Annotated in this window: 18 protein-coding genes; 5 read left to right on the top strand and 13 right to left on the bottom strand. The window is 50.1% G+C overall.

The window, feature by feature from the left end; all coding sequences use genetic code 11:
- Positions 1-266 precede the first annotated feature (266 nt).
- Complete coding sequence (eno, locus tag CI070_RS01995) at positions 267-1547, top strand: phosphopyruvate hydratase (protein ID WP_012420224.1); 1281 nt, start codon at positions 267-269, stop codon at positions 1545-1547.
- A 28-nt stretch (positions 1548-1575) separates the two neighbouring features.
- The gene (locus tag CI070_RS01990; RefSeq protein ID WP_022197005.1) at positions 1576-1944 is read left to right on the top strand and encodes an FtsB family cell division protein; all 369 of its coding nucleotides are present in this window, start codon (positions 1576-1578) and stop codon (positions 1942-1944) included.
- A 115-nt stretch (positions 1945-2059) separates the two neighbouring features.
- Here the strand turns inward: CI070_RS01990 and CI070_RS01985 are convergent, their stop codons facing one another.
- The 3 genes from CI070_RS01985 to CI070_RS01975 all read right to left on the bottom strand — a co-directional run bounded on the left by CI070_RS01985 (position 2060) and on the right by CI070_RS01975 (position 6256).
- Positions 2060-3457, bottom strand: a complete 1398-nt coding sequence (locus tag CI070_RS01985) for a sulfatase-like hydrolase/transferase (protein ID WP_094135898.1) — start codon at positions 3455-3457, stop codon at positions 2060-2062.
- A 130-nt stretch (positions 3458-3587) separates the two neighbouring features.
- On the bottom strand, positions 3588-4184 hold the full coding sequence (locus tag CI070_RS01980) for a hypothetical protein (protein ID WP_179218335.1): 597 nt from the start codon (positions 4182-4184) through the stop codon (positions 3588-3590).
- A 362-nt stretch (positions 4185-4546) separates the two neighbouring features.
- A complete protein-coding gene (locus CI070_RS01975; RefSeq protein WP_218824871.1) occupies positions 4547-6256 on the bottom strand; it encodes an alpha-L-fucosidase in 1710 nt (569 codons plus the stop codon).
- A 17-nt stretch (positions 6257-6273) separates the two neighbouring features.
- Here CI070_RS01975 and CI070_RS13835 point away from each other — a divergent pair, with 17 nt between their 5' ends.
- Positions 6274-6486, top strand: a complete 213-nt coding sequence (locus CI070_RS13835) for a hypothetical protein (protein ID WP_218824870.1) — start codon at positions 6274-6276, stop codon at positions 6484-6486.
- A 1-nt stretch (position 6487) separates the two neighbouring features.
- Here the strand turns inward: CI070_RS13835 and CI070_RS01970 are convergent, their stop codons facing one another.
- From CI070_RS01970 to ilvC, 3 genes are all read right to left on the bottom strand, one after another.
- Positions 6488-7183 (bottom strand): FadR/GntR family transcriptional regulator, encoded by a 696-nt coding sequence (locus CI070_RS01970; protein ID WP_094135895.1) that lies wholly within the window; start codon positions 7181-7183, stop codon positions 6488-6490.
- A gap of 6 nt (positions 7184-7189) precedes the next feature.
- The gene (locus CI070_RS01965; RefSeq protein WP_128804800.1) at positions 7190-7987 is read right to left on the bottom strand and encodes an ABC transporter ATP-binding protein; all 798 of its coding nucleotides are present in this window, start codon (positions 7985-7987) and stop codon (positions 7190-7192) included.
- A 99-nt stretch (positions 7988-8086) separates the two neighbouring features.
- Entirely contained in the window at positions 8087-9067 is a 981-nt protein-coding gene (gene ilvC, locus CI070_RS01960) for a ketol-acid reductoisomerase (protein WP_012420218.1), read from the bottom strand.
- Positions 9068-9526: 459 nt separating this feature from the next.
- Here ilvC and CI070_RS01955 point away from each other — a divergent pair, with 459 nt between their 5' ends.
- Positions 9527-10387 (top strand): PEP-CTERM sorting domain-containing protein, encoded by an 861-nt coding sequence (locus CI070_RS01955; protein ID WP_179218334.1) that lies wholly within the window; start codon positions 9527-9529, stop codon positions 10385-10387.
- A 31-nt stretch (positions 10388-10418) separates the two neighbouring features.
- On the opposite strand, the gene CI070_RS01950 is transcribed toward CI070_RS01955, so the two are convergent.
- Both CI070_RS01950 and CI070_RS01945 read right to left on the bottom strand, forming a co-directional pair.
- Positions 10419-10928 carry a lipocalin family protein gene (locus CI070_RS01950; RefSeq protein WP_094135892.1) on the bottom strand — a complete coding sequence of 170 codons (510 nt, stop codon included), beginning with the start codon at positions 10926-10928 and terminating at the stop codon, positions 10419-10421.
- Positions 10925-11797, bottom strand: coding sequence for a TIGR01777 family oxidoreductase (locus CI070_RS01945; protein WP_094135891.1), 873 nt, complete (start codon positions 11795-11797; stop codon positions 10925-10927). The genes CI070_RS01950 and CI070_RS01945 overlap by 4 nt, the downstream gene beginning before the upstream one ends.
- Before the next feature lie 239 nt (positions 11798-12036).
- Here CI070_RS01945 and CI070_RS01940 point away from each other — a divergent pair, with 239 nt between their 5' ends.
- A complete protein-coding gene (locus tag CI070_RS01940; protein WP_094135890.1) occupies positions 12037-13089 on the top strand; it encodes an SPFH domain-containing protein in 1053 nt (350 codons plus the stop codon).
- A gap of 262 nt (positions 13090-13351) precedes the next feature.
- On the opposite strand, the gene CI070_RS01935 is transcribed toward CI070_RS01940, so the two are convergent.
- The 5 genes from CI070_RS01935 to CI070_RS01910 all read right to left on the bottom strand — a co-directional run bounded on the left by CI070_RS01935 (position 13352) and on the right by CI070_RS01910 (position 19522).
- Positions 13352-14350, bottom strand: coding sequence for a hypothetical protein (locus CI070_RS01935; RefSeq protein WP_143245544.1), 999 nt, complete (start codon positions 14348-14350; stop codon positions 13352-13354).
- An 86-nt stretch (positions 14351-14436) separates the two neighbouring features.
- Positions 14437-14643, bottom strand: a complete 207-nt coding sequence (locus CI070_RS13395) for a hypothetical protein (protein WP_218824869.1) — start codon at positions 14641-14643, stop codon at positions 14437-14439.
- Positions 14644-15421: 778 nt separating this feature from the next.
- The gene (locus tag CI070_RS01920) at positions 15422-15886 is read right to left on the bottom strand and encodes a hypothetical protein (protein WP_094135886.1); all 465 of its coding nucleotides are present in this window, start codon (positions 15884-15886) and stop codon (positions 15422-15424) included.
- Positions 15887-16072: 186 nt separating this feature from the next.
- Complete coding sequence (locus tag CI070_RS01915; protein ID WP_094135885.1) at positions 16073-17437, bottom strand: RHS repeat protein; 1365 nt, start codon at positions 17435-17437, stop codon at positions 16073-16075.
- A gap of 1116 nt (positions 17438-18553) precedes the next feature.
- Positions 18554-19522 (bottom strand): RHS repeat-associated core domain-containing protein, encoded by a 969-nt coding sequence (locus CI070_RS01910; protein WP_256943695.1) that lies wholly within the window; start codon positions 19520-19522, stop codon positions 18554-18556.
- Positions 19523-19777 lie beyond the last annotated feature (255 nt).

Below are 19777 nucleotides of genomic sequence, written 5' to 3'. Positions count from 1 at the left end.
TCATCAAACGTCTTGTCTTCCCTGATTTCCCTGAGTTTCTTTCCGGGCAAGATTCCCAAAAACGGACAGACAGATGCACGGCAAAAAAAACCTTCACTCTGCGGGGCATCATGGTCCTGAAGACGCCGGCAAGCTTCATCCCCCGTTCTGCGCCAGTCCTGCTTTTGAAACCGGAACTTCCAGGAACATGACATGCTTCTCCGGAACGGGAAAGCCTGTTTCCCTGTCTAAAAAGGACAAAAAGAAATCTTATGATCATGAATGAAATGGAAATCATTGACGTCCGCGGCCGTGAAATCATCGACTCACGGGGCAATCCCACCGTGGAAGTGGACGTGGCCCTCGCCGGGGGAGCTATCGGACGCGCATCCGTCCCCAGCGGAGCCTCCACCGGAGAACATGAAGCCTGGGAACTCCGGGATGGAGACGCCAAGCGCTACGGAGGCAAGGGCGTGCTTAAAGCCGTGGAAAACATCAATAAAATCATTGCCCCGGAAATATCAGGGCACGATGCCACCCTGCAGCCGGCCATTGACAAAATCATGATCGACCTGGACGGCACGCCCAATAAATCCCGCCTGGGGGCCAACGCCATCCTGGGCGTCTCCCTGGCCGTGGCAAAAGCCGCCGCCATTCAGCTCAACCTTCCCCTTTTCAAATACCTGGGTGGACCGAACGCCAAGGTTTTGCCCGTCCCCATGATGAACATCATCAATGGTGGAGCCCATTCGGACTCCCCCATCGACTTTCAGGAATTCATGATCATGCCCAAGGGGGCTCCCACTTTCCGGGAATCCCTGCGCTACGGGGCGGAAGTTTTCCATGCGCTCAAGGATGTGCTGCATGACCGCGGCCTTTCCACTGCCGTGGGGGATGAAGGGGGATTCGCCCCAGCTCTGAAATCAGCAGACGACGCCCTGGAATGCATTGCACAGGCCGTAAAACGGGCCGGGTACACCCTGGGCACGGATATCTTCATTGCCCTGGACGTGGCTTCCTCCGAATTCTACGATCCCTCCCGGAACCTGTACGTCTTCAAAAAATCAGACGGCCTGGGCAGAACAGCGGAGGAACTGACGGCTTACTATCAGGAACTCCAGAAAAAATACCCCATCATTTCCATTGAGGACGGCTGTGCGGAAAACGACTGGCTGGGCTGGGAACAGCTAACTAAAGCCATGGGCGGCAATACCCAGCTGGTAGGGGACGACCTGTTCGTGACGAATGTGGAATTCCTGAATCAGGGCATTTCCCGCCATGTAGCGAATGCCGTCCTGGTGAAAGTCAACCAGATAGGTTCCCTGACGGAAACGCTGGATACGGTGGAACTGGCCAAGGATAACAAATACTCTGCCATCATCTCCCACCGCTCCGGGGAAACGGAAGACGCCACAATCGCGGATATTGCCGTAGCGACGAACGCGGGGCAAATCAAAACCGGCTCTCTAAGCCGTTCCGACCGCATGGCCAAATACAATCAATTGCTTAGAATTGAAGAAGAACTGGGAAATGACGCAGTTTATGGTGGTAAAATTCATATTCTATGATCAAAAATATGTTGTTTGACTGCAAGGAATGCTCTGGAGACGCCGCTACTACCACCGTTTTACCCTGGCGGAGCTTGAAATCCGCCGGGAGAAACGTGCCCTGATCGTCCAGAGAGCCCTGCGCCTCTTTGCCATTGTCCTGGCCCTGTGCCTGACGATGCTGCTTTCCCTGGTGTGTTTCAAACCATGGAAGGATCTGCGCTCCCTGGAGCATGAACGTTCCTTCCTTCAGGCTCATCTGGAAAAATCCAGGGAGCAGATGGAACAGGCAAAAAACGAATTCATCTGGATCTCACAGGATCCCCACTACTTTGAAATGATTGCCCGGGACAAAGGCAACCTGGCCCTTCCCGGAGAGCACATTCTCCGCATTGCGGAACCCAAGCGCCTGAAATAAAGCGTTTTTCAGCGGAAAAAGGAAACCATGCGCGCGGTTCCTCCCCCTCTCCCGCCGTAGGAGGTTCCCAAACGCTGGCATGCAGGACGGAATACGGAACAAAGCCAACGCAGCCTTACTCAGGCTGCCTGTCCGGCGCAGTCTTGTCATACTCCCTCATCAATTTGGCGGACCAGCTGATGCTGTCGGGAAAACGGCATGCAGGCGTCGTAGTCAGGTATGTTCCCAGCTTTTTAGCGAGGGGATCCGCATCCTGGTGCCTGGAAAAATACAAATCCCTCTGTTCCTGGGGATCATCCGCCACATTGTAAAACTGCGGAGCGCGATCCGGTACCAGCAGGTACTTCATATCACCGGCCAGCACAGCGGACGTGTAATCCGTGCACCAGAAAAACGTGCGCGGAACGGAAGCTCCCTTGTTCCCCACCAGCTCCAGAATATCCATGCCGTCCAGCTTTCTGGGAATGTGACGGCCATTCGCCTTCAGCAAAGCGGGAAGCAAATCCACGGAGGAAACGGGCTGTCTGCAAACGCTTCCGGGAATCAAACGCTTGTCCGCCGGATATCTGATAATAAAAGGTACGCGAACACCTCCCTCAAAATGCTGCCTCTTGGCACCCCGGAAAGGGGCATTGCAGGAAGAAGCTTCCGGAGCGCCTCCATTGTCCGACAGGAAGACGACGATGGTATCCTTTTCCAAACCGTCCGCTTTCAAGGCATCCAGAATGCGGCCTATTCCCCTGTCCATCGCATATACCATGGCGCAATAAACCCGTCGTTCCCCGTTCTGCACGTTCCTGAATTTGGTGATATCCTCCGGTTTGGCTTCATTGGGCCAATGGGGGGCGTTGTAGGAAACGAACATGAAAAACGGTTTCTTATCCTTTCCGGCTTCCTGCAGGAATTCAACCGCCCGGTCTGTAATATCGTCCGTCAAATAGGTGATGTCCGTCTTATCCGTAAAATTGGATACAATCATGGAGGGATTCAGGCCTTCAGCCTCTTTCTTCACGGGAAAATAATGCCGGGAACCGCCCAGGAACCCCCACCAATGCGTAAAACCGCGCTCCGGAGGCGTATATCCCTTCGTGTGGCCAAGATGCCACTTGCCGAATACCGCGCTCCGGTACCCGCAGGGGGCCAAATACTCCGGAATCAATTTTTCCGTCTGCGGCAGCCCGTAGTGGGACTCCGGAAGATAATCCATCTGGATATTGGGATTCGTCGTGATGCCGTAACGCTTGGGGAAACGCCCCGTCAGCAATCCCATGCGGGAGGGGGAACACATCGGTGCCGTCACATACGCCCGGGAGCAAAACACGCCCTCCTTGGCCAGCCGGTCAATGGAAGGCGTTTTAATCTGCCTGGAACCAGTACAGCCCAAATCCCCATAACCCAGGTCATCCGCCAGAATGACAATCATGTTCGGCGGTGTGGAAAGGCGGGGCTGCGCAACTGCCGCTCCGCAAAACAAACCGCATAGAATCAACAAAAGGCGCACTTTCTTCATCATGCGTTTATCTACGTATCTTAGCCGCCCTATCAATCAAAAAACCTCATTCCGAAATTCCCTGACGCTTCGTTTCCGCAAACCAGATCCTCCGGCGTTCCATGACTTTGCCTGAAACTACGGAACGGCAGAACTACTCTCTCATCTGCCGTAAAAGAGCCGCTATATACTGCCGGGCCTCCGCTTCCTCAATACCCGTACCAAACTCGAATGGCTTTCCTCCCGGCTGCTCCACCACAATTTTATACAGAGTTCCATGATTCCGCCGTATACTGCTTTCCTCGATGGAAATACGGGAATCTTTCTCCAGCAAAAAATGCTGTCGGCGGCCCAGATTACCTACTCCTCGGAACAATTCCCCCCTGCCTGGCGTCAGGATCAGCGTCATGCGGCCAAACAACACATAAAAAGCTCCCGCAAATGTACCAGCCCCAACCAGAACAAAAGGGATTAAAAACAATAGTCCGAACAGATTTTCGCAAGACATTTCCTTCATCACCGCAAACAGGGCAACGCATGTCACAGAATTCCAAAAAATCGAAAACATCAGTAGAAAAAGTCCTACACCTTTTGGTTTCTTATACGTTATTTCCAGCCCCCTCGCCGTTTTCGTCACGCTCATGCGGCGGGGAATGGAATCAAGAATTTCCTCATCCTTTTCCTCCTGAACAATCTCTGAAAATTTGCTTATCTTATTGCAGGAGCGGCATAACACCATATCTGCAGCCATATTCACATCTTCCATAGCCAGAAAGGCGCCGCATGCCGGGCACTTCCATTCAGTGTGGATAGCCATATCAGGCACTCTAACAAACTTCCATATTCGTTAAAGAATAAAAAACATAGCCCGTTCCCACACGCATCCCATTCATGGGAATACCACTTTTTAAAAACAGGAAAAAAGGACGTCGGTCTTTCTCTTCCTACACAATCCGGCTTCATTCTATTTTTACAGATAGAATATAAAACAAACCACATTGGCTGTTTTTACTGCCTTGTCCGGCAAACTATCATCCGTGACACAGGGCGATCCAATGTCATTTTCAAAATGGGGAGCTGGAACCTTCGCCCCTTCCAGCTCCCTCGGAAGGGTCACGCGGACCTCTTGTGAATCATGCGTTTTCCCATCACCTTGATCACAGTGGCGGCTGTATCCATCTTCATATTTTTTATGTAGAATGTCGTGGTATTGGACTTTTTATCCTGACTCATGTTGACAGTTTTCTCTCCGCCAAGCAGAACCGCTTTCACATCACCCTCAAACGAGCAGGGAATGGTCAGCTCTCCATTATCCGGTTTATCATAAACAAAAATATAGGTAATATCTTCCCCCTTTCTGGTAAGGCGTCCCCATGTCAGTTCAATATTCAGCGGATTGGCTCTGGTTCCATAAATGGCTTCACCGTTTTTTTTCATCCAGAAACCGATTTCCTTGAAAATACGGATGCTTTCAGGAGGAATGGATCCGTCGGGCATGGGGCCTATATTAAGCAGAAAGTTCCCTCCGCGGCTAACTGTATCAATTAACTCCCGAATCAGGGCTTGAGATGTTTTCCATTCCTGATTATCCGCTGAATATCCCCATGTTCCATTAAGAGTCTGGCATGCTTCCCAATCTCCATTAATGCCAGTTGCCGGAATATGGTGTTCCGCTGTGGAATAATCCCCTTTCCATGCGGGAGTTACTCTGATTCCCCCTTCACTAAGATGATTTGCAGAATGGTACAAGCGATTATTTTGAATTGCCTTGGGATTTTTTTCAAAAAGATTCTTCATCAATGCTGTCGCATTCCACGCCTTATCTCCCTGAAAACCAGGCTGGCTGAAATCCCACCATACCAGATCTACCGGGGCATAACTGGTCAGCAGCTCATTGAAAATATTGTAAAGGTAATCCTTGTATTTTTCATGGTTCCCGAATTGCCGCCGTCCTTGTTTTTGAGCCTCATAGTTACCCTTAGGATAAGAAATGCCTGAACCTGTCGGATCGTAATCCGGATGGCTCCAGTCAAGAAGGGAAAAATAATATCCTGCCTTCATTCCATATTTTTTACATGCCTCTGCATATTCCTTTACAATATCAACACCCTTGGTCGTTTTAACGTTAAAATCACTGAATTTTGAATCAAACATGTTAAAACCCTCATGATGCCGACTTGTCAGGATTGTATAAACGCACCCGGCCTCTTTGGCCAATTTTACCCATGTCTCAGCCTTTCCGCGTTTGGGCTTAAACCGGGGAAGGGCCTCTCTGGCGTATGTTTCGCTATCCACTCCGGAATACTGCATAATCCATTCCACGCATCCCTTATATTTTTTCCCCTGAATTTCCCCCGCCAGCCCGGAATACAACCCATAATGGATGAACATGCCGAATTTTCCATCTCGCCACCATTTCATTCTTGCGTCCCGGGCATCCTCAGTCTCGGGAGGCGCTCCTTCATGCACCTGCGGTTCCGTTCTTTTTTGAGCATTTTTCTTTAAAGTAAACTTTTGCATAAACTCCAAATACGGTTTGATTTCCTCTTTATTTTGCATCATTCCACTCATAGCCAGCCGTTTAGAGGCATCATGCAATTTCCCCTGCAACTCCATTGCCGCTTTATAAGCCTTCTTGAGCTGAGGGGGACATGATTCTGAAGTAAGCTCAAGAACGGCAACAAGATCGGGATTACGCCCACATTCCTCCACCAAGGCACGGAAATGCTCCATAGCCATAGGAAGATGATCCGGAGATTGAACGGTATCAAGTTCCCGAACCGCACTTTTCAACACTTCATGAAGTTCTTCAAATCCCCTCACGCTGGGGTCGATTCCATATGCCGGAAACAGATGAAAGAACAACATCATTATGGAAAATACATTCGCCTTCATTACCAATGAATACGAAACGCAACACTTTTTCTTTCAGAATTATTCATGCCGGTTCTGCTTTCTTGTTCCCCAATTTCATTTCTCCGGACGGCCTTACTAAAAAGGCCGAAAAGAAAAAAATGCCGATTCCGCATGATGGGAATCGCCTGTTCCGTTAATTTAAGAAGGGCATGACCCGCCTATGCTGACGGTGTCAAATTCCACAATCTTTACAATAATGTTCTCCGCCTCATCCGCCTCCTGATTCCTGATGGCTGCGAGAAGGTCGTCATGCAGCTTCATGGCGCCGGAGTCGTATTGCTTCTCCTGAAGCAGCTTTTCCAGATTCTCCTGCACATGGCGGATGACCACGTTATATAATTCCGAGAGCACCGGATTATGCGTGGCGCGGGCCACGGCGGCATGAAACAGCATGTCATCCTCAATGCCCGGCCTTACCCTGCCGTGGCAGTCTTCCAGGGCATTTTCCAGCTCCTTCAAATCTTCATCCGTCCTTTTAACGGCGGCCAGCCGCGCAATTTCCTTTTCCAAAGCCAGCCGCGCCTCCAGAATCTGAGGCAGCTCGGATTCCTTGAGGCGGTTGCTCACCGCGACGGCAAAGCGGTCTGACGCCATCACGTACGTGCCGTCCCCGGGGCGCGCTTCCAGCATCCCCATGTGAATCAGGGATTGAAGGGCTTCGCGGATGGTGTTGTGGCTGACGGAAAAGGCACGGGCCAGTTCCGCTTCCGCGGGAATGCGGTCTCCAACCTTCCATTTGCCGGACCGTATCATGGATTCCATGGCGGTAAGCACCTGGCGGGCCAGGGACACCCGCACCGGTTTCTTCAGCTCCATTGTCTTGGACTGCTTCATGAAAAATTATCGGATAACGGTCCAGAGACGCCCCTTCTCCGTCTTGATTAACTGGATATCCAGCCCAAAGGCGTCTTTCAGGTTTTCCTCCGTCAGCACCTCGTCCCGGCTTCCATGCGCCACGATTTCTCCAGACTTTAAAATCATGCCGCGGTTAAATACGGGAAGGATATCTTCAATGCGCTGGGTGATGAACACGATGGTCAGATCAGGCCTCGTTTCAGCCAGTTCTTCAATGGTTTTCAATAAAAATTCCCGCCCTGCCAAATCCAGATAAACGCTGGGTTCGTCCAGAATCATCAGTTCCGGATTCGTCATCAGAGCCCGGGCAATCAGCACTTTCACCTGTTCCCCGGAAGACATGGCTACCACCGGTCTGTCTATCAAATGCTTCGCTTTCAGGGATTTCATGATTCCTGCGGCTTTTTCCTCCTCTTCCGGCGTCGGCTCCCTCAAGAGGCCGATAGTGCCGTCGGGGCCGGAAAGCACCATGTCGCGCCCGTTCCAGGAGCCATCCTCCAGCCACTTGTGCATGAACGGACTCACCCACGCAATGGACTTGCGCAATTCCAGCAGGTTCACGTGCCCGAAGGTCTTGCCCAGAACCTGCACCCTGGCTCCGAAGAGCGGCCACGCAAACCCCATCAGCACCTTGACCAGCGTTGTCTTTCCGGCGCCGTTGGCCCCCAGAATAAAACAACGTTCTCCGCGCTGCACCTGCCAGGAAATATTGTGCAGGATTTCGTGCCCACCCAGGTATACCCTGGCGTTTTCTACATTGACGGCCGGTGAGGCATGCTCCATAAACTGAATCAATGGCGGATTTCCGGGAAAAGCCCGGGAATATCCGTGCCGTTCCGCCGCATTCCGGCGGAACGGCACGCGTTCCAGATAAAAGAAACCTTAGTTCCTTTCAAACAGGCTGCGGATCTTGGCGCCCACGATTTCCACCGGGTGCTGGCCCAGGGCTTCGCGCTTGGCCTTGAGGTTGGGAGCGCCCTTGGCTGCTTCTTCCAGCCAGTCCTTGGCGAACTTGCCGGATTCAATGCGCTTGAGGGATTCCTTCATGCGTTCCTTCACCTCTGCGGGCAGGATCTGCGGGCCGTTGTAATATTCGCCGAATTCGGCCGTGTTGGAAATCACGGAGTTCATCTTCTGAATACCGCCGTTGTAAATCAGGTCCACAATGAGCTTGGCCTCATGCACGCATTCAAAGTAGGCCATTTCCGGCGGGTAGCCGGCTTCCGTCAGGGTTTCAAAGCCGTACTTCATCAGGTCCACCAGACCTCCGCACAGAACGTTCTGTTCACCGAACAGGTCTTCATACGTTTCCTGGGCCATGGTGCATTCCAGCACGCCGCCGCGGGTCAGGCCTTCAGCCTTGGCCATGGCGAGAGCCACGTCACGGGCCTTGCCGGAGGGGTTCTGATGCACGGCAATCAGGCCGGGGCAGCCGAACCCTTCTTCAAATACGCGGCGCACTTCCGTGCCCGGCCCCTTGGGGGCCACCATGATTACATCCACATCCGCAGGGGGGACGATGGTATTGAAAACATACGCAAAGCCATGGGAGCAGCAAAGCGTCTTGCCGGCCTTCAGGTGGGGCTTGATTTCAGCTTCATACACGGCGCCGTGGCTTTCATCCGGCAGCAGAATGTGAATGATGTCCGCTTTTTCGGCGGCTTCCGCGACGCTCATCACCTGGAATCCGTCCTGGGCGGCGGCGTCAAAAGACTTGCCGGGGCGAACGCCGATAATCACGTTCACACCGGAATCACGCATGCAAAGTGCCTGGGCGCGGCCCTGGGCGCCATACCCGATCACGGCAACGGTCTTGCCGTTCAATGCGCTGAGATCAGCGGCGTTGTCATGAATAATATCCATTGTTACTCCTTCTTTAAGTAATTCATCCAAACATCCAATGTTTGGATGAATGCAACATACATCACTTCATGCTGATTGCAAGCACATTCCCGCGGATGCCGGAATATTTCCTCGGAACAGCGGGCGTCCGCCCGCACGCAGCCCCCCTTCCCCGAAACGCCAGAAACCGGAATCCAGCGCTCCTTGCCCGGCGCTCCATAAAAGAAAACCGTCCCGCACCAATCCCCTCTCCGCGAAAAACATCGTACCCGCAAACCCTTTCTATTCATTCCGGGATGAACGCTCAGTTCACGCAAAATAAAATTTCTTTCCGCATTCCCCGCCCGCCATGAATCAAAAAAAGTCCTGCCCTGATCCGTAAAATATCCGGCGCATGATCCCGCATCCGGCCCTCCGGGCGATCAACGGCAAAAACTGTTTGATTAAAAAAAATAAATGAATATATTTCCTTTTGAATCTATGAATCTCTGCTCTCTTTTCGCAAAAAGCCTGCTCTTCCTTGCAGGGTCGGCCCTGATATCTCTGGGAGAAGATTTTACCCTCCAGACATCCGGAACAATCTTTCTGCCCGGCGTTTCCGCTGACTCCGGATGGGTCAGCGTAAAAAAACACAACATTACGGATTATAAATACGACGACTCCGCCATGTGCAGCGCCGCCAGCGCGGCCAGCGTCATGGCATGGTGGCGCAATACCAAAGAGGGAGCCGCAATGACCGGGGATGAAATGTACGAAATGTACGACAAAATGTGTTCCTACACCAACTGGACAACGACGACGGCTCGGAGCACATGGACTTCCTACTGCCGGGACGTTTATAAAACGGAATGCAAATTAATCGCTGATTATACAGCCTGCAACAAATTTTCCTATTCCACGGATTTCATACCGGTCAACACCTGTCCATGGGTGGCTCCGGGGCTGGGAGCCTACATGTCCATCTCGGAAGCCCTGCTGTACGGGATAAAGAACGGTTATGGCATGTCTCTCATGCTCAATAATCAGACAGGAGGTCATTCCGTCGCCCTTTGGGGTGCGGACTACACCAACTATGGAGGGGAATTCAACGTGACTTCCCTTTATTTTACAGACTCTGACAGCCAGGGAGGACTGAACAATGGTTCTGTTACAGCCCGCTACGAGGAAGGACAGGGAGGAGGAAGCTCCTCTACCAATTATTACATGAAGTTGAACGGAAGCGAGTGGAGGATTTTTGGGGTAGAATTTCTTTACCACACGCAGGACAATGTCCCGGAACCAGCTTCTTCCCTCCTCTTCATGGCAGGAATGACGGTGCTTTGCTGGCGGCGGCGCTGCTAACCCGCCATCCAGGCGAAGAGACCTGATAATTCTACCCCACCGGGAACGCAGGGGAACCGGAATAAATCAACCGGGAAGTGTCATATCCCAGTTCCTCCGCGCAATGGAGCATCGGTTGAAGCTCATCCTCCTTCAACTGCGGCTCGCGGGCAAGCAGCCACAGATAATTCAGGGAGCCGCCGGAAACCACGGCGCGGGTGTAATCTCTATCCAGAAAAGCCACTTCATACCGACCGTACACCAACGGCACAAAGTACACTTTCAAATGATTGGGGGCATCCCCCTCCACCGCCCGCGCACGGGCCTCCTTCCGCTCCCCGGTTCGAACGTCATAACCGCTGTTAATCACGGTAATGGAACCGTCCTCCCTACGGTCGTACCGGGCAGAAACCTTGCTGAGGCCGCGCTCGAACCAGTTTTCCAGGCGGGCGATTTCGTGCCACTCCCCCAGATAACGTTCCAGATTGAAATCCGGCATGGGTTCGGTTTTGACGGAATGGCCGTGAAACAGGGATGCGACAATGGTCTGTATCATGCTCATGAGCTGACGAAAAATGCTTTGTTAAAAAAAGTGAGGATATCCGGATATTGGAATTGAAACCCTTCCCTCATCAGCGTCTCCGGAAGGGCGCACCGGCCGCCGGTAATCACCTGGGAAGCTTCTCCCATCAACAGCCGCAGCACGGCGTCAGGAATATGGATGGACAGACGGGTGTGGAAGTGTTCTGCGGCGGCCCTGTAGAATTCCCGGTTGGAGGTGCGCTCCGGGGCCGTTATATTGACCGGGCCGGAAATGCCCTCCCTGCCCATAATGAAAACCAGGGCATCCACCAAATCTTCCAGAGCCACCCAGGAAAAAAGATGGTCCGGATTTCCTGCGGCGGCCATAACGCCGAACCGGGCCGGACGCATCATTTCGGGGAGCGCGCCGCCATCCGGAGAAAGCACCACGCCAAAGCGGGTAAGAACCAGCCGTACGGAACCGTTCACCAGCCCGGCCTCCTTTTCCCAGGCTACGCACAATTCCGCCAGAAAGGAATCAGCCTCCGGAGCGTCCTGTTCCCCATGACAGCCGCTGGACGGCCCGTAATACCCGACAGCAGAGGCGGAAATCATCACTTCCGGCGGTTCATGCAGTCTGTTGACCGCTTCCACCAGCTTGCGGGTGGTCATGACGCGGCTTTCCACCAGTTCCTTTTTATAAGCGTCCGTCCAGCGTCGATTGATGGGAGCTCCGGCCAGATTGATAACGGCATGGCACCCAACCAGGGCTTGCGTCAGGCAATCCACGCCATCCTGAGTAAACAGGTAGTGTTGCAGGGGTGCCACCCGATGCCCGAACATCTTGAGGCGCTTGACCAAATGGCTCCCTATAAACCCGCCGGATCCTGTAATGGCTACATTCATCATCTTAAACCAGATGGAGACCCGCCTCTGGAGCGGCGCTCCGGCGCCTCGCCGGAATGCCCCTCATGAAACAGGCAACCTTTGCCGGATAAGACATTTCTTCCACTCCCCTGTGTTCAGAAGAGGACATACTTTGCCGCCTTCCCTCTTCCGGAAAGCATTTCCCGGCATCACGGGAAAAGATAACTTGATTTTCATCAGCCTCTTCTTATGTTGAAGGCCGTCACAACCGTTGCCCTGTCATGAATAAATCTCCCAAAACCGCCTTCTCCCTGCTTATTCCCGCCGTCATCTTCATCGCTGTGGGCGCCGCTATCTTCGCCTTCCAGAATTTCAGCAACAAGCGCGTATTGTCCGGCTTTGCCGGCTATGTTTATTCCAAACCCATTTTCGGACAGAACAGGTTTGAAGGCATCCTGATCGGGCCGTCCTCCACGGGATGGGCGTGGAGAAAGGAAGTCAGCAAGGTTTCCATCACGCCGGATACCACGGTGGAGGAATTCGACGCCCGCAATGGAGGAGCAATCCTGGGCAAGGACAAACTCCCCATCTCCTGCAAGGCCTCTCTTGTTTACCGTCTGGATCCGTCCCGGGTGAAGGAATTCATGGAAGATTACGGAGGCATCGCCCAAAGTTCCGGCCGCAATGACGATGAAGTGGCGGACGAGATCATGCTCTTTGCCTACAAAAATTTCATTCAGCAGCCTTTCCGCACAGCCGTGCGGGCGGAATTAAGCCAGTACAATGCCCTGGACGCCTCCGGCAGCCTGCAAAAAATCTCCGACAACGTTTACACGCAGTTAAGCAAGCGGCTGGACGGCACCCCCTTTATTGTGGACTCCGTAGCCGTGGGAGAAACAAATCCCCCGCAGGCCATCATTGAATCCGTCGTCAGGAAAGTTCAGACGACTCAGGAAAACGAGCGCAAGGAAACGGAACTGCAAATCGCTCGGAAAGATATCGCCATCCAGCGCGCACGCGGGGAGGCGGAAGGCGCCATGAAAATGGAAATAGCGCGCCAGGAAGCAAACGCTAATCTGGCCCGGGGGGAAGCGGAGGCTAAAGTCATTGTCATGCGGGGCAAAGCTCAGGCGGAAGCCGCCTTGGAAGCGGCCCGGGCGGAAGCGGAAGGACTGGCGCTGAAGGAAAAGGCCATGGGACCGAACATGCTCCGCGCCAAAGCTTTTGAAAACATGCTGAACAATGCGAAAGTCTACCTTCCCTCCGGAAAAGATGCGGAAGGAAATATGTCTGTGCTGGGCATCCTGAACCTGGACAAGGAACCCGCCAAATAAACGCAGCCTGTTCCCGGCGCTGCCGGAAAGGCGGCGGCATCACGAATCCGCGGATTCGGAAACGGAAAAACCGCCTCCCTCTCCGGGACATATGACTTGAAGCAACATTAATATAAGAAAAATACCCCTTCTGGCAAGCCTCCCGCCAGGCCACGGGAAAAACCGGAACAACGTTCCCGAACGGAGGTTCTCATCAATACGCCGGGGAAGTAAATCACTCCCGCCGCCAGGAACACGTCCCATACAAAATCCTCCCTTTGCTTCAGGTATAGAATGCCTCCACAATCCGGGCGATGCGCTCCATATCCTGCGGCCCGCAGCGCTGGTCCACGGGGAGCGGCAGAAGATGCAGAGCCAGTTTCCGTTCCAGGCTGCCGGCGGGAGCCTGTTCCAACACCTCCGGCCACAGGAGCGGAATCAGGACGCGTTGATCAATCAGCACGTTCCTCAGCTCGGGGAAAGCCGTCCAAAACGGATAATAACACGGAGCGGACAAGGAATCCGGCTCCACGGAAAGGCGGTTCAAATGGCCCAGCCTTTCATGAAGAAACAGGAAATTATTCATCCGGAGCAGCCGCGCCTGTTCATAATCAATGCCGCTCATCAGTCGCTCCGTCAGCCGGGAAATCCTTCGCAACGGGGTATTCTGCAAGCGCCGTTCATTCCGTTCGCAGGCGGCGGACGCCCTTTCCTGCCCATGCTCCAGGCATTCCAGCAAAAAAGCGGCATCCGGCAGGGATTCGTCCCGTTCCTCCGGTTCCGGCAAGGGCCGCTCCGCCTCCATCACGGCAATCCCCCCATCCGGAAGACCGGAAAACTTGCGCGGACTGTACAGGGAGGCCACTCCGGAACGGGCCGGAGAATACAGGGCCAGCGCATTGTCCACAATCAGGCTGCTTCCATACCGGAAAGCCAGATGATCCACGCACTTCTCTTTGATTCCAAAGTAATTTGTGTACAAAAGGTATTCCCCCTTCTCCAATTCCGGCAGCTCTTCCGGTTCCAGGCGTTCGTCAATGCGGTAAGGAATCACGGGAATGCCAAGCCGTTCCACCGTTTCCACCACCGTCCGGCACGTATACAGGGGCACGCGGACACAGCGCACGTCCCCCAGGCGGCGCAGGATATATTCCAAAGCGCGTCTGCCGGAATTCACGGCTACACTCCTGCCGGGATGCCATTGCGGAAAATTGCCGTACTCCGGCAATTCCAGCCCGAAAAAACCGCCTATGCCCATCCTCCTCTCCATACACCATGCCATACTACATCTCCCCTTTAAAGAAAAGCGCCATCTGGCACGGAATCCTCTTCCGCAGCAATCTGTCTGAAAAATGCAAAAAATGAACATTATTCATGCAGGGCGCGGCGTTCGCGCGCTTCCCCGAAGAGGGAAGTGACGTTCTTCATCGCGTCGTGCATGCAGTAGAGATGTTCCTTCACCTGCGTCCCGTTCGCTTCCCAGCGCGTCATGGCCAGGACGCGCGTGGCCTGAGGTTCCGAGGGGTCCCAGAGGTAGCTGCGCACAAGCACTGGCTTTCCCCGGTCAAGTCGCACTCCGCCACCTGCAGGTAGTCCCGGTAGAGGTAGCGCGCGTGGAAGTTCGCTGTCTCTCCGGACATCAATTACTAGTCAACCAAAATTTTTCAATCTTTGATTGTTGTAATACGCAAAAATTAGTTAGTGATAATTGAAATTTCTTCAAGAATTACCGGATATGATATAACTATGAAAGTGATAGAAAGAATAAGAGCTAAAATATTCATCAAAATTTTATGTCTTTTTAATATAAGTGAAATACTCATAAAAAAACATAAAATGTTTAAAATTGCCGATAAGATCAGTATCACTCGTGCTATCCAATCATACCATAAACTTGCATCTAAAGATATAGACAACAACAACGCGAAAATTATAAATGTTATAATCAGAAGATACCCTGATATTGTTAAAATTAATGGCTTCATTTTTTATATTTTTTAATTAGAATATCATATTTTAATATTCATAACGTCAATAAACAACTATTATCCATGATAAAAATCTTATCACTTGCATGATCTAATGATACTTCCTGTTTTAGATATTAGCATTATTACTTGTTGTTTGTTTCTCAAATACTGCCTTGATTGTAAATACAGTCAAGTTATAAAGGTTATGACAGTGTTTGAGACCTATATACTTAAAAATCATTCACCATATTTTCTTTCTAAGAAATAGAAAGAGTGAAAGTAATTTGCAATTACTTTCACTCTTAATATTCAGACTATCTAAATTCTATTCACTGATTTTAAAAACTCATATATTCAACTAACAAAAAATTCTTGCAGAGCTGCTACTGTATATCTTCTCGATTGACTATCGGGGGACGTTCTTTAGGAACAAAATTTTTATAGTATGAAAAAATTAATTTATTGAAAGGAGTAGATAAATACTGACTTCCAGAATCTATCTTTAATCCATTTTTCTTTTTAGATAACATTATATAATGATAAAAACCCAATAATACTTTTTTTCTATATATATAGAAATCTTTAACTAAATATTCAGGAACTCCCTGAGTCTCCCCTTTTCTAAAATACGAAAAACCTTCCTGGGTAAGATGTTCATGATGATATTCTAATGTATTTCCTCGATAATTTTCTGGCAAAGAACGAAAATTATTTAACTTTCCGACAAGAAAAAAAATACCGAATATCATTATCAAAAATGAAACAATTGAAAAAACTATGATCTTTATCGTTATAATTGCAGACTCCTTATCTATATTTTTATCTTTTATTTTTATTATTCTTTTCATTGCATTATAATAGATTTTTTTTGAAATCAACTCTGAAAATTTAGAAAGCTATTTTCTAGGAACCGCATAATCAGTTTTATCTTTGACGTCATATATAGCACTCCTAAAAATTCTCCCATACTTCCACAAATAAGAGGATATTTTTACCTTTTAGCAAAATTTCCGCATTACAGCCGCAATTAATTATTACTGCATATTGCATAAAACTTCCTCATTGAAAAATATCTTATCGGATGTCTTCATTAGTAATAGAAATGTCATTATGGGGACTTCATAAGTAGTAAATGCTTCACTCTCCGTCAAGCGGATTGAAATGTCGGTAGTTGTAGTAGGCCAGCCCAGTTCATCGTCCACGTTTTCACTTGAGAAGCGGATCCCGCTCTCTTCCTCCCTTTCGAGGTAGATCCAGAAAAAGGGGTTTTCCATGCCTTCCGCCGCGAGGGCGGAGAGGCGGCCTTTGCCGTCATAGGACAGGCGCGCCTGCTGGACGCGGCGTCCGCCCGCGCTTAATTCGTACCCGGCCGGACGGCCGAGCCCGTCATAGAGCTCGGAGACCTGCCAGGCGAGGCCGTTTGCCTCAAGGCTGTCGGTTTCCGGTTCTCCGTAGGGATTGCAGGCGAAGGTCCGCGTTCCGGCGGCATCCGTGATTTGCGTCAATTGACCGAGGTGGTTGTAGGCGAAGCTCTGGCCGGGCGTGGCGTCCGAGTAGCTGATGCCCGCCAGCAGCCCGCGGGCCTGTTCGTAAGTGCAGGTCTTCACGATGCCGCGGGCGTTCGTTTCCGTGGCAAGCCTGTTGAAGGCGTCCCAGGTTTTGTCCACGTGCGTTCCGTCGGCATACGTTTTGCGCGTTTCCAGCCCCGTGGCGTCGTCATGGCTCCAGGCGGTGGTGTCGCCGTCCGCGCGGCCGGTGGGGTCTTCCGCGATGTCTCCTTCCTGCGCCGCGCGGAAGGTGGTCAGGCTCACCAGGCGGTCCGCCTCGTCGTAGCCCATCAGCAGGGGCTGCGTCCCCGTTCCCCATTCGGCCGTTTTCCGGCCTCTGGCGTCGTATCCGGCGCACGTCGTATTTCCCAGCGCGTCCGTCACCACGGCGGCCAGGTCAAAGCGGGCGTCGTACTGCGTGACGGTCTCATTTCCGGCGGCGTCCGTCACGCTGACGGCACGTCCGGCCAGGTCGGTCCGGACCGTCGTTGTGTTGCCGCGGCCGTCCGTGCGGGTCAGGGTCACGCCCGTGGCCGTATAGGCGCGGGCGGCCGTTTCCGTGATGCCCGCGTGGTTCTGCTGCGAGAGCATCAGGCCGTCCGCCGCCACCGTTTGAGCCGTGACGCTGGAAGAGGGGATAACGCTCTTTTGGATTCTTTTCGTATTTTCAGCATACTCCGTCCATTCCGCCGAAGTCAAGCCGCGTTCGTCGATATTTATGGTTTTTGTTTCCAGAACTCCGGAGAGTTCGGACAGGAGCTGCTTCCGTACGGAGACGAGCGGATGTCCATCTGCATGGTAGAGGAGTAAATTGGAACGGAGACAGGTGTTAAAATGAATATCTAAAAACACAACTATTTTTGTATCATCAAAAAAATCCTCACAAGATTAACTTGTGAGGATTTTTTCAACATTACATTTAATTAATTACTTTTCGCGAACACATTCAACAACAAGAAAATTTCCGCGTAGGGTTCTTACAACTTTAGCACGAAAAATATAACCATTTTCCCCCAATCGCTAAAAAAAATCATACTAAGCTTGCGAAATTTTCATTTTTTTCTTATACATTCTAGATTCAATATACTTTATGTCGCCTTCCATAGGAAATATAGTTTTTATTTCTGAAGGCATCTTGACTGAAACAGGAGAATATAAAGTCCAAGAATAATGTTCGTGACTTATGTCTTTTCTTTTTCCTCCTCCGTCGCTCGCAGAAAGAACTATACTAATGGGAGGTAAAGTAATTCCAAGATGTTCATTTAATTTACAGATATCCCATGATTCTTGTTCAGAGTCACATCCTGTTGTTAACAGGATATAAAAAGCAAAAAAATTCTATATAATATACTCACGGAATTATTTACTTTAGTCTTGTTTCGTTGATATTCCCTCATCGGAACAATCTGAAATATAACTGTGCACAAAAACCAGTATTTCCTTAATTAATTCGTACTTCGCTATCTGCAAATACCCTTAATAGAGAACTACCAAAATTGTTTTTACTCTCTTTATAGTACGGCATTCCATATAATCAAAATAAAGAAAAGAACAAATATAGTATTTTACTTGAAAATTTTCATGAAATGTCACCTCTGAAAAATCAGAGGTGACAAAATTAATTTTTTTAATATATTTATTCTTTCTTTTTAATAGAAAAAATCACGCTATTTAAATAGTCCTTTCAATCCTTTATACATCAAGAAAAAAAATGTGTGAACAAAAAGAGGAATGCATCCATAATCCAATAATAAGGGAATAGATTCGTATTCTTCCATATCTATTCCAGGAAGATTCATAGCTAAATAGATTGCACCCCCACCCAACAGAGGAATGCAAGATGATTTTTTGGATTTTATTACAAAGGATTTAAAAAATATTATCCAATTATATAAACTAACAATACTTCCAAAAATAACTAATATCCAAAATAAAATTATATTAATCACCATTTTTTATTAATTCTAATTAAGGTTTATAAATTCTTTGTTTAGCAGGAACGAGTAATTTTATAGCCCCATCAATTCCTTTTCCTCCCGGACATTCGATGGACTTTTTGGGAACGACATACGATTGGACTTTCCAAGGAGGAGAAAATTTATTCCCCATTCCTGGCTGCCATTTTCCAGACCAAATATAATTCCATAATGTTGGCTCTCCTTCCATGACCCAAGTATTAGGTTTTAATTCAGCTCCCCATCTAGATACAGTAGTTACTTCAACATTTTCGGCTTCTACTATGACTGTTGGACAACAAGATTTCACAGGAGTTGATAATGCTTTTGCCCCTAATGCAATTTCTGCACCCGTAGCAATATTTTCGGATAATTGCGGAGAAACACCAACTGCCTTTGCAGCACTAGTTATTGCTTCATGTGTCATTGTTGAATTATATTCTCCAGTAATAAGAACCCTAAGACCAGCTTGGGCAACATCATTTCCATGCACATATAAAATAGCTCCAATGACTTTAGACATTGCTGTAGGCTCTGGAGCCAAAAGACCTGCAGATCCTGCAATTGCTTCAAATCCACCTCCCATTACCTGTAAAGCTCCTTGAAGCCTTGTAGTAATATTATATTTTTCAATAGTTTTTGCAACAACAATTACCTTTCGTTTTATGCCTTTCCACAAAACTTTAGTCAAATTCTTTTTTCTTGAATTTGATGGTACTGATGATGGTATTCTTAATGATTCATACCCAGTAGTACCTGTCCAAACTCCACCAGGAGGAGGAATAGTGCCAAGATAATCAAAATTGATAATGCTGTTATTATTAACAAAGGCGAACAAATTCCACCCACCCTGTTCCGCGATGGGATCCCTGCTGATCCACCTGCCGTCGTGCGGATTGAGATGCCGGTAGTTGTAGTAGATGAGGCCGAGCTCGTCGTCCATGTATTCGCTAGAGAAGCGGAATTTGTTCTCTTGCGCCATGTTGCCTTCCGACGTGACCAGCCCTCCGTACGGACGGTATTCGTACAGGGCGCGGCGTCCGCGCGCTTCCCCGAAGAGGGAAGTGACGTTCTTCATCGCGTCGTGCATGCAGTAGAGATGCTCCTTCACCTGCGTCCCGTTCGCCTCCCAGCGCGTCATGGCCAGGACGCGCGTGGCCTCAGGTTCCGAGGGGTCCCAGAGGTAGCTGCGCACAAGCTTCGGCGTTTCCCCGGTCAAGTCGCACTCCGCCACCTG

This window comes from Akkermansia muciniphila, from assembly GCF_900184965.1.
Lineage (GTDB): Bacteria > Verrucomicrobiota > Verrucomicrobiia > Verrucomicrobiales > Akkermansiaceae > Akkermansia > Akkermansia muciniphila_A.
Note: the sequence above shows the minus strand (reverse complement) of the source record. Positions and strands in the feature narration are given on the sequence as shown.

What these genes read in the sequence shown, in the direction of transcription:
- eno (WP_012420224.1), top strand. Translation starts at nt 267, where the DNA reads ATGGAAATCATTGACGTCCGCGGCCGTGAAATCATCGACTCACGGGGC.
- CI070_RS01990 (WP_022197005.1), top strand. Translation starts at nt 1,576, where the DNA reads ATGCTCTGGAGACGCCGCTACTACCACCGTTTTACCCTGGCGGAGCTT.
- CI070_RS01985 (WP_094135898.1), bottom strand. Translation starts at nt 3,457, where the DNA reads ATGATGAAGAAAGTGCGCCTTTTGTTGATTCTATGCGGTTTGTTTTGC.
- CI070_RS01980 (WP_179218335.1), bottom strand. Translation starts at nt 4,184, where the DNA reads ATGGCTGCAGATATGGTGTTATGCCGCTCCTGCAATAAGATAAGCAAA.
- CI070_RS13835 (WP_218824870.1), top strand. Translation starts at nt 6,274, where the DNA reads ATGCCGGAAACAGATGAAAGAACAACATCATTATGGAAAATACATTCG.
- CI070_RS01970 (WP_094135895.1), bottom strand. Translation starts at nt 7,183, where the DNA reads ATGAAGCAGTCCAAGACAATGGAGCTGAAGAAACCGGTGCGGGTGTCC.
- CI070_RS01965 (WP_128804800.1), bottom strand. Translation starts at nt 7,987, where the DNA reads ATGGAGCATGCCTCACCGGCCGTCAATGTAGAAAACGCCAGGGTATAC.
- ilvC (WP_012420218.1), bottom strand. Translation starts at nt 9,067, where the DNA reads ATGGATATTATTCATGACAACGCCGCTGATCTCAGCGCATTGAACGGC.
- CI070_RS01955 (WP_179218334.1), top strand. Translation starts at nt 9,527, where the DNA reads ATGAATCTCTGCTCTCTTTTCGCAAAAAGCCTGCTCTTCCTTGCAGGG.
- CI070_RS01950 (WP_094135892.1), bottom strand. Translation starts at nt 10,928, where the DNA reads ATGAGCATGATACAGACCATTGTCGCATCCCTGTTTCACGGCCATTCC.
- CI070_RS01945 (WP_094135891.1), bottom strand. Translation starts at nt 11,797, where the DNA reads ATGATGAATGTAGCCATTACAGGATCCGGCGGGTTTATAGGGAGCCAT.
- CI070_RS01940 (WP_094135890.1), top strand. Translation starts at nt 12,037, where the DNA reads ATGAATAAATCTCCCAAAACCGCCTTCTCCCTGCTTATTCCCGCCGTC.
- CI070_RS01935 (WP_143245544.1), bottom strand. Translation starts at nt 14,350, where the DNA reads ATGGCATGGTGTATGGAGAGGAGGATGGGCATAGGCGGTTTTTTCGGG.
- CI070_RS01920 (WP_094135886.1), bottom strand. Translation starts at nt 15,886, where the DNA reads ATGAAAAGAATAATAAAAATAAAAGATAAAAATATAGATAAGGAGTCT.
- CI070_RS01910 (WP_256943695.1), bottom strand. Translation starts at nt 19,522, where the DNA reads ATGGCGCAAGAGAACAAATTCCGCTTCTCTAGCGAATACATGGACGAC.